The organism is Rhizobium sp. EC-SD404 (genome assembly GCF_902498825.1).
GTDB lineage: Bacteria > Pseudomonadota > Alphaproteobacteria > Rhizobiales > Rhizobiaceae > Georhizobium.
On record NZ_LR701459.1, the window covers coordinates 2,918,076 to 2,933,871 of the forward strand.

General features: G+C 62.8%; 17 protein-coding genes and 1 tRNA gene. 7 read left to right on the top strand and 11 right to left on the bottom strand.

Annotated elements, in window-relative coordinates:
* Nucleotide 1: 1 nt before the first annotated feature.
* The gene (locus tag GC125_RS14880) at nt 2–766 is read right to left on the bottom strand and encodes an IclR family transcriptional regulator (RefSeq protein ID WP_199864593.1); all 765 of its coding nucleotides are present in this window, start codon (nt 764–766) and stop codon (nt 2–4) included.
* Nucleotides 767–966: 200 nt separating this feature from the next.
* On the opposite strand from GC125_RS14880, the gene GC125_RS14885 reads away from it, so the two are divergent.
* Together GC125_RS14885 and GC125_RS14890 are read left to right on the top strand one after the other, a co-directional pair.
* On the top strand, nt 967–1,386 hold the full coding sequence (locus tag GC125_RS14885; RefSeq protein WP_151986361.1) for a TadE/TadG family type IV pilus assembly protein: 420 nt from the start codon (nt 967–969) through the stop codon (nt 1,384–1,386).
* 1 nt (nt 1,387) lies between these two features.
* Nucleotides 1,388–3,121 (top strand): pilus assembly protein TadG-related protein, encoded by a 1,734-nt coding sequence (locus GC125_RS14890; RefSeq protein WP_151986362.1) that lies wholly within the window; start codon nt 1,388–1,390, stop codon nt 3,119–3,121.
* 3 nt (nt 3,122–3,124) lie between these two features.
* On the opposite strand, the gene GC125_RS14895 is transcribed toward GC125_RS14890, so the two are convergent.
* The 4 genes from GC125_RS14895 to GC125_RS14910 are packed head-to-tail and all read right to left on the bottom strand — an operon-like array spanning nt 3,125 to nt 6,217.
* Nucleotides 3,125–3,916 (bottom strand): aldo/keto reductase, encoded by a 792-nt coding sequence (locus GC125_RS14895; protein ID WP_151986363.1) that lies wholly within the window; start codon nt 3,914–3,916, stop codon nt 3,125–3,127.
* Nucleotides 3,907–5,109 (bottom strand): FAD-dependent oxidoreductase, encoded by a 1,203-nt coding sequence (locus tag GC125_RS14900; protein ID WP_151986364.1) that lies wholly within the window; start codon nt 5,107–5,109, stop codon nt 3,907–3,909. Before GC125_RS14900 ends, GC125_RS14895 begins: the two co-directional genes overlap by 10 nt.
* Nucleotides 5,106–5,657: a D-glycero-beta-D-manno-heptose 1,7-bisphosphate 7-phosphatase gene (gene gmhB, locus GC125_RS14905; RefSeq protein WP_151986365.1), complete on the bottom strand. Its 552-nt coding sequence runs from the start codon at nt 5,655–5,657 to the stop codon at nt 5,106–5,108. Before gmhB ends, GC125_RS14900 begins: the two co-directional genes overlap by 4 nt.
* The gene (locus GC125_RS14910; RefSeq protein ID WP_151986366.1) at nt 5,654–6,217 is read right to left on the bottom strand and encodes a D-sedoheptulose-7-phosphate isomerase; all 564 of its coding nucleotides are present in this window, start codon (nt 6,215–6,217) and stop codon (nt 5,654–5,656) included. Before GC125_RS14910 ends, gmhB begins: the two co-directional genes overlap by 4 nt.
* Before the next feature lie 14 nt (nt 6,218–6,231).
* Here GC125_RS14910 and GC125_RS14915 point away from each other — a divergent pair, with 14 nt between their 5' ends.
* From GC125_RS14915 to GC125_RS14925, 3 genes are read left to right on the top strand one after another with little or no spacing between them, the layout of a single operon-like run.
* On the top strand, nt 6,232–7,398 hold the full coding sequence (locus tag GC125_RS14915) for a class I SAM-dependent methyltransferase (RefSeq protein WP_199864594.1): 1,167 nt from the start codon (nt 6,232–6,234) through the stop codon (nt 7,396–7,398).
* 45 nt (nt 7,399–7,443) lie between these two features.
* On the top strand, nt 7,444–8,574 hold the full coding sequence (locus GC125_RS14920; protein WP_199864595.1) for a glycosyltransferase family 4 protein: 1,131 nt from the start codon (nt 7,444–7,446) through the stop codon (nt 8,572–8,574).
* Entirely contained in the window at nt 8,571–10,154 is a 1,584-nt protein-coding gene (locus GC125_RS14925) for a hypothetical protein (protein WP_151986369.1), read from the top strand. The genes GC125_RS14920 and GC125_RS14925 overlap by 4 nt, the downstream gene beginning before the upstream one ends.
* Nucleotides 10,155–10,161: 7 nt before the next feature.
* On the opposite strand, the gene GC125_RS14930 is transcribed toward GC125_RS14925, so the two are convergent.
* From GC125_RS14930 to GC125_RS14940, 3 genes are all read right to left on the bottom strand, one after another.
* Nucleotides 10,162–10,371 (bottom strand): hypothetical protein, encoded by a 210-nt coding sequence (locus tag GC125_RS14930; RefSeq protein WP_151986370.1) that lies wholly within the window; start codon nt 10,369–10,371, stop codon nt 10,162–10,164.
* Between the two features lie 43 nt (nt 10,372–10,414).
* The gene (locus tag GC125_RS14935; RefSeq protein ID WP_151986371.1) at nt 10,415–10,639 is read right to left on the bottom strand and encodes a hypothetical protein; all 225 of its coding nucleotides are present in this window, start codon (nt 10,637–10,639) and stop codon (nt 10,415–10,417) included.
* An 88-nt stretch (nt 10,640–10,727) separates the two neighbouring features.
* The gene (locus GC125_RS14940; RefSeq protein ID WP_151986372.1) at nt 10,728–11,621 is read right to left on the bottom strand and encodes a LysR family transcriptional regulator; all 894 of its coding nucleotides are present in this window, start codon (nt 11,619–11,621) and stop codon (nt 10,728–10,730) included.
* A 207-nt stretch (nt 11,622–11,828) separates the two neighbouring features.
* Here GC125_RS14940 and GC125_RS14945 point away from each other — a divergent pair, with 207 nt between their 5' ends.
* Both GC125_RS14945 and GC125_RS14950 read left to right on the top strand, forming a co-directional pair.
* A complete protein-coding gene (locus tag GC125_RS14945) occupies nt 11,829–13,046 on the top strand; it encodes an acyl-CoA dehydrogenase (RefSeq protein WP_151986373.1) in 1,218 nt (405 codons plus the stop codon).
* A 62-nt stretch (nt 13,047–13,108) separates the two neighbouring features.
* Nucleotides 13,109–14,239, top strand: a complete 1,131-nt coding sequence (locus GC125_RS14950) for a CaiB/BaiF CoA transferase family protein (protein ID WP_151987953.1) — start codon at nt 13,109–13,111, stop codon at nt 14,237–14,239.
* 30 nt (nt 14,240–14,269) lie between these two features.
* Here GC125_RS14950 and GC125_RS14955 read toward each other — a convergent pair whose 3' ends face one another.
* The 3 genes from GC125_RS14955 to GC125_RS14965 all read right to left on the bottom strand — a co-directional run bounded on the left by GC125_RS14955 (nt 14,270) and on the right by GC125_RS14965 (nt 15,779).
* Nucleotides 14,270–15,193 (bottom strand): SRPBCC domain-containing protein, encoded by a 924-nt coding sequence (locus tag GC125_RS14955; RefSeq protein WP_151986374.1) that lies wholly within the window; start codon nt 15,191–15,193, stop codon nt 14,270–14,272.
* Entirely contained in the window at nt 15,190–15,531 is a 342-nt protein-coding gene (locus GC125_RS14960) for an ArsR/SmtB family transcription factor (RefSeq protein WP_151986375.1), read from the bottom strand. The genes GC125_RS14955 and GC125_RS14960 overlap by 4 nt, the downstream gene beginning before the upstream one ends.
* Nucleotides 15,532–15,703: 172 nt before the next feature.
* Nucleotides 15,704–15,779, bottom strand: a tRNA-Lys gene (locus GC125_RS14965).
* Nucleotides 15,780–15,796: the final 17 nt, after the last annotated feature.

Here is a 15,796-nt window from a genome sequence, read left to right on the forward strand (position 1 = left end):
TTCAGCGAGCCGCGGCGTATCGGGCTGCGCGCATGTGCAGCTTCAGCGCCGATGCCTCGTTTGCGGTGGAAAGCAGTGCCCCGACGGTCAGATCGGCGATGCCGCCCGTCTCGGTCGGCCGGCAGTAAGCCGTGATGGCGGCACAGGCCTCGCCACGCGCATCGAGAACGGGAGCCGCAACCGTCGCGGCCATGCTGCCCGGCCCTGGCGGAAGTGCCGCATAGCCGCGGGTACGCACACCCATCGCGATCGCGTTTGCATCGAGCGTACTGCCCGCCTGCACCATGGCCATTTCGCGGATAATTAGATCCCGTGTCGCATGCATCGGCAGAAAGGCCATGAAGACCTGCCCGGCGGCCGATGATGCAAGTGGCTGCGTGGCGCCGAGACGGACCGGCGCGGCAAGCCGCGTCACGGGTTGCTCCGCCCAGATGCAGATCGGTCCGGCAGGCCCCAATACATCGATGCTGACAGCCACATCGAGCCGCTCGGCGAGTGCCCGCACCGTGTCGCAGGCGCGTACGACCGGATCGGAATTCTCCAGCGCCTCTAGTCCGAGCGCGATGGCCGTCGCACCTAACCCGTAAAGCCGCGTGCGCGGATCCTGCACGATCATGCCTTCCTGGATGAGGCTGCGTAGATAGCGATGCGCTTTACTGGCTGGAAGCTTCGATTGATATGCAATCTCCTTCAGGGTCAACGCCGTCCGCCGGCCCACGAACGCCTGAAGAATCGAGAATGTGACGCCCACCGACTTGATCACCATGGCATGCCCCTCAGGTTGTGCCGTGCTCGCAATACAACCATTAACTGCATTTTTGGTTAATGCAACCTTAGCGTATCCTGACATTCGGGCCACACTGATGCGCAACGGCCAGCTCCATGTGTAAAAATATGCACCCTTAGATAGAAGAATTGTTTGGATGCAACTCATAGCATGTGCACGTGCAATGGGATGAATCCGACATGCTTGACCGAGAACCATTTTGCCAATGCCGAAAGGGTGGAGCCGCAATCGAATTTGCCATCGTCGCGCCACTGTTCATCCTGACGCTTCTGACGCTGGTCGCTTACGGCATCTACCTCAGCACTGCCCATGCCGTGCAGCAGATCGCGGCGGATTCCGCCCGCATCGCTGTGGCCGGCCTGAACGAGGAAGAGAGGCTGCGCCTTGCACGCAGCTACGTGTCCTCCGCCGCGATCGACTACCCATTCATCGATGCGGCAATGATGGAGGTGGATGTCGGCGACGACCCGGAGCCTGGCCAGTTCACCGTGCGCCTGTCGTACGATTCCGCCGGCCTGCCGATCTGGAACCTCTTCACGTTCACCATGCCTGAGACGCGGATACAGCGGTACGCGACGATCCGGATCGGGGGGATCTGAGATGCGCGCAAAGCGGAGGTTTCTCACTCGCCTCGCTGCAAACCGGCGCGGCAATGTGGCGATGATCGCAGCGGGCGCCTTACCGCTCGTTGCCGGCTCGCTGGCGCTCGCCGTCGACTACGGCAAGCTCACGCTCGAGCGGCGCACGTTGCAGCAGCATGCCGATCTCGCAGCGATCGTCGCGGCTTCCAACCCGGCCGACCGCATTTCGGCTGTGCGGCACTATTTGAGCTCCAACGACCTCGATTATGTCATAGCCCTTGAAAATGGGTTCGTCGAAACAGGCGGAGAGCGCCTTGAGAGCGTGCCCGACGATCACAAAGGGATAGTGCGGATCGAGCCCGGCATCTACCAGCCCTTGCCCGATCTGGAAGTCGACGAGCGCTTCAGCCAAGTCGCTCCCACCGAGACATCCAACGCCGCCCGCGTTCATTTGAGCCAACCCGGCACGCTGCATTTCGCTGCGCTCTTTTCCGAACCGCCGACGCTGAGTGCGGTCGGCACGGCCCACGCTTCCGCACAGGCCGCGTTCTCCATCGGATCGCGACTGGCAAGCCTCAATGACGGGATCGCGAACCAGGTGTTGGGCGCCATGCTCGGATCACGCATCGACCTACGGCTGATGGACTACCATGCGCTGGTCGGTGCGGACATCTCGCTGCTTGCTTTCATGGATGCACTCGCGACCGATCTCTCATTGGAAGCCGTCACTTACGACGAACTGTTGAATCGGTCCGTCAGCATCGGCCAGATGGCGACGGCTCTCTCTTCACTCGACGGGCTATCGCCGCAGGCATCCGCCGCGCTCCGGTCTCTCGTCACGTCGGTCGGCACCAGGAACACACCGATCGCACTTTCGGCTTTGCTGGATGCCGGACCACTCGGCCGCGCCGCCGTCGGCGCTGCGCAAGGCATCGCCGTCAAGGCCAATGCGCTGGACATCATCGCCGCCATGGCCTCCATCGCCGGCGCCGGCCGTCAGATCGCACTCGAGCTCGATCAGACGCTGCCAGGACTGGCATCTGTGTCCCTGAAGCTCGCGGTCGGCCAGCCACCGGAGGGAAGCGCCTGGATCGCGATCGGAGAGCGCGGTGCAACGGTTCGAACGGCGCAGACGCGGCTTATGCTCGATGTGAAGATTCTCGGCACGGGCGCGATATCGGCCCTGCATGTGCCGCTCTACCTGGAAATCGCCTATGGGGAGGCAACATTGTCGGCCATCGATTGCGGTGCCGCTCGCCTGCCCCGGAGCATCACGCTCGACGCGCGCCCCGGAATCCTCGAAGCAGCGATCGGCAAGGTGACGCCATCGTCCTTCACGGATTTCACCCGAGACCCGACCGTCGCCAAGGCAAACATCGTCGACCTGCTGCTTTTGAAGGTGAAAGCATCCGCGCATCTGGAGGTCGCCAATATCGACGCCACAGCGCTTCGTTTCTCCGGCGACGATATCGCCAGGGGCGTGACGAAGACCATCGACACGCAGGATCTGACGCGCTCGCTGACCTTGTCTCTTCTGGAGCGGCTGCAGTTGGAGGTCGATATTCTCGGACTGGGGCTCGGTCTGGGCAACGTTCAAGCCGTCACCAGGCTCGTCACATCGCTTCTCGAAGGCGTGAGCGCGCCGCTGGATCAGGTTCTGCATTCGACGCTGCGGTCAGTCGGGGTTTCTGTCGGCGAAGCCGATATTCGCGTGACAGGCGCGGAATGCAATCGCGCAGTGCTCGTCCAATAGACCTCAGGCGGCGATGGCACGGTTCGCGGCTTCGACGTTTTGCGCGAGATGGTGCGGATCGATCGTTCCGACGACGAGCGACGACACACCGGGATGGCCGAGGATCATCCGGAAGCTTTCAGCAACCGGGTCGTCGCTCTGCGAAACCACATGGCCGGACGCGAGCGGCTTCTTGATGAGAACGCCTTTGCCGCTGGCCGCCGCCGCATTGATGACCGGCAATTCGCCCTGGTAGGCAAGATTGTGCGTAACCATCACGCAATCGCTTGCGGCAAGCGCACGCAAACCGCCTGCGATCGTCTTGGTCGACATGCCCGTCGCGCGGATCTTGCCCTCGGCTTTCAGGCGCTCGAGCGTATCAAGAGCGCCGAACCGGTCGATCACGTCGAGATCGTCGCCATTCGAATGAATGAGCACGATGTCGAGCCGGTCGGTGCCCAGCCGCTGCAGGCTCCGCTCGACGCTGGCCGTGATGTGTTCGCGCGAAAAGACGTAGTGGCTTTGCCCGGTTGCCGCATCGAATTCCTCGCCGGCCTTGGAACAGATCAGCCATCTGTCGCGCTGCCCCTTGAGCAGTTCACCAAGCCGCTCCTCGGACGTGCCGTAAGCCGGCGCCGTGTCGATGAGATTGATGCCGAGATCGGCAGCGAGCGCCAGAAGCGACGCCGCCTCCGCATCGCTTGGCAACTGGAAAGGCTTCGACAGCTTCAGCCCGGCGGTGCGGCCGAATTTGACCGTGCCGAGCGCGATCGGGCTGACGCGCATCCCCGTGGTGCCGAAGTCTCTCAAGTCCATTGGATGTTCTCTTCCCATGGCAAACGCGCGATTTCGGGACGCGGCAGATCGGCAAGTCGGGACCAATCGACGGCGGGCTGCGCTTCTTCTCCCAACCGCCCATGAAGTTTGCCGAGCGCGAGCCGAGCGAGCTCTGGCGCCAGCGCCAGCTTCGTCGGCCATGCGACGAGGCAATTGCCGACATCCTTGACGAACGCGCCATCCGGACGCGCGCCGCCCGGTTGCAGCGGTTCGGCGCGATCGATGCGCAGCGTTGCCCATTCGGCATGAAACGGACGAAGCTGCGGCAGGAGCCTGTCGATCGTTTCGCGGGCCGCGGCGATCTGCTTGTCTTCCGTTCTTTGCACGCCCGTTTCGGCAAGGCCGCCACCAAGATACCAGACGACGCGGCTGTCGCTCGATGGATGGCTCGTGACGGTGAGGAGCGGGCTGCTGGACATACCGATGCAGTGTCCGAAGAGCGGAAGATCGACGTTATGGCGCGCCACCACCATGTGCAACGGCCGCCGCTGCAGTTGCGGACGGACGATATTGAGACGCGCGGCGAGGTCCTCGTGGCCGGCACCGGATGTCAGGACAAGGGCGCGAGGCTTGAGAACGAGGCCGTTCTCGAGGCTGATGCTGCTGACATTACCGGCTTCATCGAAACCGTATGACATCGTCTCGGCGGCAGCGCGGATGATCCGATCCATGAGCGGTGCGGCCAGCGTTTCAACCAGCGACGGTATGTCGAGCACGAACTCGTTGAGACGGTAGACCGATCCGCTCGCACCCGGCAGCTGGAAGATGTCCGGCCTGCCATGTTCGTCAACGCGATCGACGCGCGAACGCATAGCCTGGCTCGCAAAGAACGACGTGACTTGCGAGGTCAGCGAGCCGGCAGACCAGAGATAGGTGGCATCGGAAAGTTCGCGCACGCCTTTTAGGTCGAGCTCGCCATTGCCCTTGAGGCAATCGCGCCAAAGGTCCGGCATACGGCCGATCGCATCGGCAGCCGGCGTCATCGCGCCGCTCAGTGCGTATTTCGTGCCGCCATGGATAATGCCCTGTGCGTAGCGGGTCTGGCCGCTGCCGAGCGCGGTCTTCTCGATCAGCACCGCGCTGAGGCCATCCTGTGTCGCGCGATTGAGGAGCCAGAGACCGGCGACACCACCGCCGATGATGACCACGTCGAGTTCCATCGGCTTGCTCATGCGTCGGCCTCCGCGGCGATGTGGTCGGCGAAACGGGCCAGATCGTCGAAGATCAGAGTGCCCACCGGAAGGGTCGAGCGATTGCTTTCCGTCTTCAAGCCCTTGCCGGTTCGCACAAGCACCGGCCGAAAGTCGCGCGAAATGCCTGCCTGCAGGTCGCGCAGGCTGTCGCCGACGAACCAACGCTCATCGATGTTCTGCGCGCCGAGCCGGTCCAGTATCTCATCGATCATCCCCGGCAGCGGCTTGCGGCAGGCGCAGCCGTCGTCGGGCCCATGCGGGCAAAAGGCGATGTGTGCGATCGCGCCGCCCGCCTCTGTCACCGCCTCCTCCATGCGCCGATGGATGGCCTGAAGCGTCCCCAGAGAAAGATAGCCGCGCGCGATGCCCGACTGGTTGGTCGCGACCGCGATGGTGTAGCCGGCCTGGGCGAGCCTGGCGATCGCGTCGATGCTGCCTTCGATCGGCCGCCACTCGTCGACGGACCGGATGAAGGCATCCGAATCGTGATTGATGACGCCGTCGCGATCGAGGATGACGAGCTTCATGGCTTGGCGAACCGGCGATCCATGTCTTCGCAGATCCAGTGTCCGATGAAGAGATGCGCTTCCTGCACGCGTGCCGTTTCACTCTCCGGCACGGCGAGAAGATGATCGGCAGTTTCAGCGAGCTTGCCGCCGCCCCTGCCCGTCCACGCCCATCCCGCGGCACCGACCGACTTGGCCGCGGCCAAGCCGGCGATGATGTTGGCGCTATTGCCGGATGTGGAGATGCCGATCACCGTGTCGGAGGGCCCGCACAGCGCCTCGACCTGGCGGGCAAAGACCGTTTCGAAGGCGTAGTCGTTGGTATGCGCCGTCAGGACCGACGTATCGACCGTCAGCGCCAGAGCGGGCAGCGGCCGTCGCTCGGCGCGATAGCGCACGACGAACTCCGCCGCGAGATGCTGGCTATCGGCTGCACTTCCGCCATTACCGAAGAACACGACTTTGCCGCCCGCGCGGATCGACCGCTCGATCTGGTCGGCCAGTGTCACGACCTGGGCCTCCAGGCCGTCCAGTTCCGCGAAAAGACGCCGATGCCGTTCCAGCGCATCGAGAAATGACATGGATGCTCCCGTTGATGCCGCCTTTTGAGCGCGCCAGACTGTTAACTGCCGTGAGAAGACGGTGCAAGCTGTGCGGCTGCGTTGCGATTGTCGCGACACTGGTGCTATCGAGTTGTTCAAGGCACAGATCCCGCGCCATTGTTGCGCCGGTTGCGATTGGTAGGGCCGAGATGCGAACTGTTCGAAGACCACACTGCATCGCCTGCGGCAGCTCGGGGACCGAGCTCTACAAAGATCTGCCCGACCGGCTCTTCTCCGCGCCCGGCACGTGGACCATCAAGCGCTGCGACAACAAGCAATGTGAAACGCTGTGGCTCGACCCGGCGCCTGCCCCGGAAGATCTGGGCGAGATCTACAGTACGTATTACACGCATGACGCGCCGCATTTTAAGCCGCTGTCGCGGGCGAAAATTGCCTACCTGCAAAGAACATACGGCGGCGATCACATTAACCTGGGCTGGGTAGAGAAAACCCTGTCAATGATGTTCGCTATGCGGGTGCGGCGTCGCATGGAGGTCGACGACCAGGTTTTCCATCTTCGCAAGACCGGTGGTGGGGCGCCGTCGGTGCTCGACGTTGGATGCGGAAGTGGTCAGGCCTTGATGTTGCTTTCGCGACTAGGCTGGCAGGCGGTGGGGGTTGAATTTGACGAGAAAGCAGCAGAAGGCGCGCGAGCGCGCGGCCTCGATATCCGCTTGGGAAGTGTGGAGCAACAAGCCTTTCCTTCAGACAATTTTGACGCAGTGACATTAAGCCATGTCGTCGAGCATCTGCCCGAGCCGATGCACACATTGCAAGAATGCCATCGGATCTTGAAACCGGGTGGCACGCTTGTCCTGTTGACGCCCAACGCGGTCTCGTTGGGCAATCAAGTTTTTGGGCAAGACTGGCGGGGCTTGGAGCCACCAAGGCATCTCAATGTCTTTTCACCATTCGCGCTAGCGCTCGTAGTGGCACAGGCCGGCTTCCATGATATCCAATCGCAGGCCAGCCCTTCTGGTGCCGATCGCATTCTCGGCACCAGCGCCGATATCCGAGCGGCAAGGCGAAAACACGCCTTGGTCGCTCCCACCCGAACTAACAAGCGCGTAGGGCGAGCAATGCAAATTCTCGAAATGGCTCTTAGCGCCTTGGGCATCCAGAAAGGCGAGCAAATAATGCTTAAGGCTCGAAAAGGATGATTGCGCGTTACTTCATAAAAAATGGCACCAAGCTCGCGAGTTGCGGTGACTAGCCAGCTCGACATTGCGATCGTGATCTTTCGCCTTGAACCTGCGGGCGGGCTGGAGATCCACGCGCTTCGTCTCGCCGAAGACCTGGTGGCGCGAGGTCACCGCGTGACCATTGTCACGACCCGCGCGACGCAGGCTCCGTCGGGGATCGATCTTCTGCGGGTTACCCAGCGCGGCTTCACCAACCATGGGCGGATCGCCGCGTTTGCGATGGACATGGCCCGCGAAACGGCCGGAAAGTTCGATCTGGCCGTCGGCTTTCAGCGCATGCCGGGGCTCGACGTGCTGTTTTGCGGTGACTGGTGTTTCGCCGACCGCAACCGGCAATGGTGGAAGACCCTCTCGCCGCGGGCCAGAACGCTCACATCCTTGGAAAAAGCCTGCTTCAGGCGCGGCAGCGACACGCTCCTTCTCATGCTCGCAGAGCCGCAGGCTGAAGCCTACCGGCGCTCTTACGACACCGAGCAGGAGCGCATGATCATCCTGCCGCCGACGCTCGATCAGAACCTGATCCCGCAGGACCTCGATGCCGCGGAACGCGCCACCCTACGCACGAAGCTGGGCTATCACGCTGAAGAAACTGTCTGGCTCTGGCTCGGCCTGCATCCACACACCAAGGGTCTCGACCGGGCGGTGGAAGCTTTGGCGCTCAGTCCGGCAGCGAGGTTGGTCGCCTGCGGCCCCGATCCGGAAGGCCGAAAGATTCAGAATATCAGAAAACAGGCGCAAGCCCTCGGATGTGCTGGCCGATTGACCTTGCACGGCCTGACAAAAGGCGACGCTTTGAAGGATCGGTTGCGCGCGGCGGATCTTCTCATGCACCCGGCCAGACTCGACGTGACCGGCATGGTGATCGCCGAAGCGCTCGCCGCCGGCCTACCCGTCATCGCCACCGCCAATTGCGGCTTCGCGCCACTCGTCGAAGAAGCGGCAGCGGGCATCGTCGTGTCGTCGGAGGCATCACCGCGCGAGCTGGCCGAAGCAGGCTCAGCCGATAAGGCGACACTCACGCGCTGGTCGCAATCCGCCCAAGATTACGTGACGAGAACCGACCTGAGCACCGGCATGGCCGTCGCGGTCGAAGCCATCGAAACACGCGCGCACCAGAAGCGATCGCACCCGTGAGTTCCGATCTCTTAATCGTCGAACCGGACGATGTCCCGCAAACGTCCGGATCCGCCGATCTCGCCAAGCTGACGGCACTGCTGGAGGCCAGACCAGAACGGTTCATCGCCGTGCCTGCCGGATCAGCAGTTGCTGCCTGCATCAAAGCCAAATCGGCCATGCTGGATCGCCTGCAAACGCATGCCGTCGACCTCCTCCTTTCCGTCGACGGTGCTGGCCGGCGCGAAAGGCGGATGCTGGCAACGGAGGGTTTGCGATTTCTCGATCCGACGGCAGCGCTGCCGATTGTGCTCGATCGTCTGTCGGCCATCACGGCCCTCGAGATGCCGGTGGTGGCCGCTTGCGGCCTGAGCTGGCGCTGGGCGCTCGCGCGCGCCGTGGCCGAGATGGGACGCGTCGAAACGCTGGTCACCGGGGTGAGCTTGCCGAAGCGCTCAATACCCGTCGTGCCGATGGCGCTGATGGACCGATTCGCAAATGCCGGAACGGATAATTCGGCGGCACCGCGCATTCTTGTCATCGGCCGTATCGAGGCCTCCGTCAGCCTCTATTTCGATGGACTGCCATTCGAAACTGCGAGAATGCTCCGTTTCATCGAAGCCGAAGCGCTGGTTGCCAAGATCGAGCTGCTTGAGACGGTTGACGCGATCATCATCGTCCGCGACCTCGAACGCTGCCACGACCTTGGTCTGCTCGACTTAATGGCCCGGCTGGACATTCCACGGGTCTGGTTCATCGACGACAACCCGCTGGTGCTCGCGCGCGAGGATTATCATTGGGCCTTCTATAGCGAAAAGCGCCTGGCCCGTCTTCTAAACGGCTTTGCCGGCATCTTCGCATCGACCGAACCACTCGCTGACGCCTTGCGGCCGCTGCATGACCGGGTTTCCGTCTTCCCTCCTGTTCTGGATCGCCGCCTCATCCCGACGGGCGAGCCCGAGTCGAAAGGGCTGACAATCGCGCTCGCAGGCGGTGGGTTCAGGTCATCCGCGTTTCAAAGGGATATCCTGCCCGCGCTTCACGCCTTGCAGGTTGAGAAGCCCATTCGGCTTATAGCGCCGAAGAGCTTCGCCGCTTCGCCGCAGCAATCGCTGAAGGCAACTTTCCTCGAACCCAGGCAGTCCTTTCCCCAATTCGTCCGCGCATGGCGACAAGAGAACCCTAACGTTCTTGTCCATCCCAGATCGGCGACGGAGAACGCACCTTACAAGACCCCCAATGCCTTGCTCGTGGGCCTCTATCTGAACTCGGTGCCGATCGTTCACGGCGAAGAACCGGCGTATCGCCCTCTGCCTGAGCATCCGGCATTCCTGAAGGCTAGGACCGACCACGAGTACCAGGCGGCACTCACCGAAATGTTCGACCCATCCTCACGCCGCAAACGACTTGCGGCAATGCTGGATCTTTGTGAACGTCTATTCGATGGGGAAACTAATCGGGTGTTGTTGGCGGGGCTTGTCGGGCACGGCCACACACACCAACGCATTGGCCAAGCCACGAAGGTCGCACTGCCCGTTCGCAGGGCAGCGGGCCGGATCGCCCGCCTTTTACGCCAGGCGCGGCACAAGCTGCGCCGCTGAATCGTCGTTACTTCCGTTTCGCGACGCCCGGGTCCTCGGCATCGATCGGGAACGTCGCGTCACCCTCGTCCTTGCCTGAGAAGACGCGCGGATCGGCGCTGGCCACGCCGTTGTTGTCCGAACGGCTCTTGCCCTTGGCGAACTGGCCGGAAATTTCCTTGGCGCGGGAGGCAGGTGTCGCCTCGCCGGTCTTGGTGGTCTTGTCGCTCGGGGCCATGGTGGTCTCCCTGCATTCGGTTGGCGCCAGATCGCACGTGAATTCAGCGTCCGCCATTCACACAGACGAACGGCCGCCCGTAGAGCGGACGATTTTCCATCACCTCGGACAAGGCGTGCAGCGGTGGCTGCGGGCTTTCATCGGGGTTCGGATTGGGAATTTCGTCCGGGAGCCGATCTGGCTCTGGTTCCTGGATCGGCGGATCCTCGGGCAACGGCGGCTGATTGGGCTCTTCGTCGGGTCGGGTGGGTCGTGCTGGATTGGACACAAGCAGTCTCCTTTGTCGCATAAGCCCCCAATTGGCGAGCGGCCCAACTGTTCCCAAGTTCCTCTTCAAATTTAATGATCGGTCACGATCAGCCCTGCCCGATCTCAGCGATCAGCCACGTCCTAAACGCGGTGACGGCGGGATTGCTGCGCGAGCGCTCCGGGGAGATCAGCGCATAGGTTTCGCCGGTGACCAGCCGATGGGGCGACGCGGCGACGAGCGTGCCGCGATCCAGCGCGTCGCGGGCGATGAGTTCGGGGATGAGCCCGATGCCGAGCCCAGCGGCTGCGGCATCGAGGATCATGTCGAAATGATCGAAGCGCGCCCCACGGGTCATCAGTCGCGGGTCGAGATCGCGTTCGCGAAACCAGTCGAGCCAGAGCGTCGGCCGGGTGGATTGTTGCAGCAGTGGCAGTTGCTGGATGTCGCGATCGTCGAAGCGCGCGCCTTCCGCGAGAACACGCGGCGATGCAACGATCACCATCTCCTCCTTCAATAGCGCCACGAGATCGGCGCCCGGCGGCTCGTGCTGGCTGCGCATGATCGCCACGTCGAAGGCTTCCTGCGCGAAATCCACCGGTCGCAGCCGTGCCGCAATGTCGAAGTTAACGTCCGGCATGGTGGCCGAAAATGCTGCCAGCCGCGGGATCAGCCAGCTGCGGCCGATGCTGGGCAGCACCGCCACCCGCAGCACCGAAGACGCGCCGCCGAAGGCTATCGCCGAGGCGGACGCATTGCGCAGATCCTCCAGCAGCGGCTCGGCACGCTCAAGCAGCACGCCGCCCGCACGCGAGAGGACGAGCCGGCGCCGCACCCTTTCGAAGAGCAGAACGCCGAGGCGATCTTCGAGCGATGAGAGCGAGCGCGAGATGGCGCTCTGCGTCAGGTTGAGATGCTCGGCCGCCTGCACCGTCGTGCCAAACCGCGCGCAGGCGACGAAGGCCTCCAGTTCGCCCACGCTCGGCACATATCCCTTAGACATCGATGGCCTCGTCTCGAACCGTTGGTGATCATATTTCCGCATAGAGCATAGCGATCCGATGCTTTGTTCCCCATGAATTTTGGCACTATAGCCTGAAATCGAATGTCCGCATCACATGGGTTGATGAGAAATCATCATTTTCCTTGCCCGGCATCATCGCTTACAAATGGGGTCAGATTTGCACGCGATGCGTAGGAGGATTTTCCGATGACCGAGGCTTTGAAGGCGAAGGATCGCCCAGACGGCGCCGCTGGTTTTCAGTGGGACGACCCGTTCCTGATCGACGATCAGCTCACCGAAGACGAGCGGATGATCCGCGATGCGGCGGCTGCCTTTGCCGCCGACAAGCTCGCGCCGCGTATCGAGCAGATGTACATGAACGAAGAAAGCGACCCGTCGATCTTCCGCGAAATGGGCGAGAATGGCCTGCTCGGCGTAACGGTGCCGGAGGAATTCGGCGGTGCCGAAGCATCCTACGTCGCCTACGGTCTCGTTGCCCGCGAAGTCGAGCGTGTCGATTCCGGCTTCCGCTCCATGATGAGCGTTCAGTCCTCGCTCGTCATGTATCCGATCTACGCCTATGGCGACGACACGCAGCGCCGCAAGTACCTCCCGAAGCTTGCCTCGGGAGAGTTCATCGGTTGCTTCGGCTTGACCGAGCCCGATGCCGGTTCCGATCCCGGCGGCATGAAAACCCGCGCCAAGAAGATCGACGGCGGCTACCTGCTCTCCGGTTCGAAGATGTGGATTTCGAACTCGCCGATCGCCGACGTTTTCGTCGTTTGGGCGAAGTCGGATGCGCATGAGGGCAAGATCCGTGGCTTCATCCTGGAAAAAGGCATGAAGGGTCTCTCCGCTCCCAAGATCGGCGGCAAGCTTTCGCTGCGCGCGTCGATCACCGGCGAGATCGTCATGGACGGCGTCGAAGTTCCGGAAGAAAACCTTTTGCCGAACGTGTCGGGCCTCAAAGGTCCATTCGGCTGCCTAAACCGCGCCCGCTACGGCATCTCCTGGGGCGTGCTCGGCGCGGCGGAAGATTGCTGGCACCGCGCCCGTCAATATGGCCTCGATCGCAAGCAGTTCGGCAAGCCGCTCGCCGGCACGCAGCTTTACCAGAAGAAGCTCGCCGACATGCAGACGGAGATTTCGCTCGGCCTGCAGGCGTCGTTGCGAGTCGGCCGGCTCATGGATGAAGCCCGCATGGCGCCGGAGATGATCTCGCTCGTCAAGCGCAACAATTGCGGCAAGGCGCTCGATATCGCCCGCCAAGCGCGCGACATGCACGGCGGCAACGGCATCCAGATCGAATACCACGTAATGCGTCACTCGCAGAACCTCGAAACGGTCAACACCTACGAGGGCACGCATGACGTCCATGCATTGATCTTGGGCCGCGCCCAGACCGGTATCCAGGCTTTCTTCTGATCATGACGCATCGCGACGACGACGGAGCGGCTGACGCTGAAGGCCAGTCGCTTCGAGGCAACGTGCGCAAGCCGCTCGAAGGCATCCGCGTCGTCGAGCTGGCACGCATCCTCGCCGGTCCCTGGGCCGGCCAGGTGCTCGCCGATCTTGGGGCTGAGGTCATCAAGATCGAAGCGCCGGAAGGCGACGACACGCGCGGCTGGGGCCCGCCTTTCGTCAACCGCGCGGACGGCACCCGCGAAGCCGCCTATTTCCACGCCGCCAATCGCGGCAAGACGTCGATCATCGCAGATCTGAAGAGCGACGAGGGTCGCGCCCGCGTGGTCGACCTCGTGCGCAGCGCCGACGTGCTGATCGAGAACTTCAAGGTTGGCGGGCTCGCGAAATACGGCCTCGACCACGAGAGCCTGAAAGCCGTGAACGAGCGCCTGATCTATTGCTCGATCACCGGCTTCGGCCAGACGGGCCCGTACCGGCACCGCGCGGGTTACGATTTCATGATCCAGGGCATGGCCGGGATCATGGACTTGACCGGCGACCCCGATGGCGAACCGCAGAAGATGGGCGTCGCCTTCGCCGACATCTTCACCGGTCTCTACAGCGTCATCGGCATAGAGGCCGCCCTTCTCGAACGCAGCCGCACCGGTCGCGGCTGCCACATCGATATGGCGCTCTACGACTGCATGGCAGGCGTTCTGGCAAACCAGGCGATGAATTATCTCGTGTCCGGCAAAGCCCCGAGGCGGCTCGGCAACGCACATCCGAACATCGTGCCCTATCAGGTCTTCCAGGTTGCGCACGGTCACCTCATCGTTGCGGTCGGCAACGATCGCCAGTTCCGCGCGCTGGCCGACATAGTCGGCTTGTCGGCGCTTGGCACCGATCCGTCCTATGCGACCAACGAAGCCCGCGTTGCCAATCGGGACGCGTTGATCGCGCTTCTCGCACCGGCAATCGCGCGTTTCGAACGGGATGCGCTGCTGGCACTTCTCGAGGAACGCTCCGTGCCGGCGGGCCCGATCAACACGGTCGCCGACGTTTTCTCCGATCCCCAGATTCTCGCGCGACAGATGAAGATTGAGACCGCCGACGACCTGGGCACGCCGATTCCTGGAATGCGCACGCCGATCCTTTTCGACGGAATGCCGGCGATCTCTGAGCGCCCTGCCCCAAGGCTCGGGCAGGAAACGTAAGCGCTGCCGGCACTCGCCGGGAACGACCGTTCAAAGCGCGGCGACGAAGCGCTCCAGCTTGCCCAGCGTTTCCATGCCGAGGTCGATTGCGCCGAAGTCGCGTGCCTGCTGGAACTCGGCCTCCGTGCTGAAGACCATCCCGAGCGTCACCAGTGTCGATCCGTCCTGGTCCTCGAACGAGGCCCATGCATCGGCGTGCTTTGGCCCGTTCTCGCCCCAGAGCAGCGTGTAGGCAAATCGCTCTTCCGGCAGGACTTCGCCATACCGGTGATGGTTCGGGTAAACCGTGCCATCCGGTCCGATCATGTCGAACACCCAGTCGCCGCCTTGCCGCAGGTCGATGCGGGTCGTGCGACAGGAAAACCCGTTCGGCCCCCACCAGAGCGGCAAGGTCTCAGGATTCATCCACGCATTCCAGACAAGCGTGCGCGGAGCGCGAATGCGCTTCTGCAGCACCATGGTGCGTTGCGCAGTGCCGGCCAGATTATCCAGGCCGGCGCCGAACCCGGCCCGGTAGCCGTCTTCCATATCGGCAGCGAGCGACGAGAGCTGCACGGTGACGGCGATCCGGCTCGTTTCTCCCAGACTGACGAAATCGGCGGTAACCAGGGCCGCCGACTGTGTCGCGCCTTCGCACGATACCACCTCGTAATTCACGCTGCGGACCTCCGGCACCAGATCCAGCCAGCCGCATTCGCATCGGATATCCGGCTCTCCCGCCACCTTGCACAGCGAAATCTCGCGTCCGCCGACGCGAGTGTCGGCCTCGAGGAAGTCGACCGTCACGGCTGGCGTCGGCGCTGCCCAGACTGCACGCGCAGTCGGCGCCGTCCAGGCCTGCCAAAACGTCGCGATCGGTGCACTCACCACTCGCTCGAAGGTCAGCGTGGCAAACCGGCCGCCGCGGTTTTCATGGGCCATGGCGTCACTCCCCGACTTTTCGGTCTGCGTCATCGTTCCTGCTTCTTCATCACATCCATCACAAAGGCATCCAGACGATCCAGACGCGCCTCCCAAACCGCCCGTTGTTCCTCGATCCAGGACCGGGCCGGCTCCATCGCCTCCGGTCGGATCGCACAGGTGCGGATGCGCCCATCCTTCGACGTCGAAATCAGCCCCGCCTCTTCGAGCACCGCAAGATGGCGCATGATCGTCGGCAGCCGCAGTCCCGTCGGCCCCGCCAGATCCGTCACACGCGCCGGTCCCTTCGCCAACCGAGCAAGCATCGATCGACGCGTGGCATCCGCGAGCGCATGGAAGAGAAGAGAAAGATCAGGATCATGCTTAGCCATACGGCTAACTATTCACGCAGACGTAAAATTGGCAAGCGGAAAACTTCGTCGGGCGGCTAAGTGAAGGGGATGGGGGCGACTTGGCGCTCGGTCAGCACGGGACCATGGAGCACGCGCGTCACGACGCACGATGGCGTCGACGTTGCGTCGCAAGGACTGGAAAGAGACAAAATGGTGGGTGATGTAGGGATCGAACCTACGACCCGCTGATTAAGAGTCAGCTGCTCTACCAACTGAGCTAATCACCCACGGGTCCGGCCTTTTT

What these genes read in the sequence shown, in the direction of transcription:
- GC125_RS14930 (WP_151986370.1), bottom strand. Translation starts at nt 10,371, where the DNA reads ATGGCCCCGAGCGACAAGACCACCAAGACCGGCGAGGCGACACCTGCC.
- GC125_RS14960 (WP_151986375.1), bottom strand. Translation starts at nt 15,531, where the DNA reads ATGGCTAAGCATGATCCTGATCTTTCTCTTCTCTTCCATGCGCTCGCG.
- GC125_RS14885 (WP_151986361.1), top strand. Translation starts at nt 967, where the DNA reads ATGCTTGACCGAGAACCATTTTGCCAATGCCGAAAGGGTGGAGCCGCA.
- GC125_RS14945 (WP_151986373.1), top strand. Translation starts at nt 11,829, where the DNA reads ATGACCGAGGCTTTGAAGGCGAAGGATCGCCCAGACGGCGCCGCTGGT.
- GC125_RS14955 (WP_151986374.1), bottom strand. Translation starts at nt 15,193, where the DNA reads ATGACGCAGACCGAAAAGTCGGGGAGTGACGCCATGGCCCATGAAAAC.
- GC125_RS14915 (WP_199864594.1), top strand. Translation starts at nt 6,232, where the DNA reads ATGCCGCCTTTTGAGCGCGCCAGACTGTTAACTGCCGTGAGAAGACGG.
- GC125_RS14910 (WP_151986366.1), bottom strand. Translation starts at nt 6,217, where the DNA reads ATGTCATTTCTCGATGCGCTGGAACGGCATCGGCGTCTTTTCGCGGAA.
- GC125_RS14940 (WP_151986372.1), bottom strand. Translation starts at nt 11,621, where the DNA reads ATGTCTAAGGGATATGTGCCGAGCGTGGGCGAACTGGAGGCCTTCGTC.
- gmhB (WP_151986365.1), bottom strand. Translation starts at nt 5,657, where the DNA reads ATGAAGCTCGTCATCCTCGATCGCGACGGCGTCATCAATCACGATTCG.
- GC125_RS14900 (WP_151986364.1), bottom strand. Translation starts at nt 5,109, where the DNA reads ATGAGCAAGCCGATGGAACTCGACGTGGTCATCATCGGCGGTGGTGTC.
- GC125_RS14890 (WP_151986362.1), top strand. Translation starts at nt 1,388, where the DNA reads ATGCGCGCAAAGCGGAGGTTTCTCACTCGCCTCGCTGCAAACCGGCGC.
- GC125_RS14880 (WP_199864593.1), bottom strand. Translation starts at nt 766, where the DNA reads ATGGTGATCAAGTCGGTGGGCGTCACATTCTCGATTCTTCAGGCGTTC.
- GC125_RS14895 (WP_151986363.1), bottom strand. Translation starts at nt 3,916, where the DNA reads ATGGACTTGAGAGACTTCGGCACCACGGGGATGCGCGTCAGCCCGATC.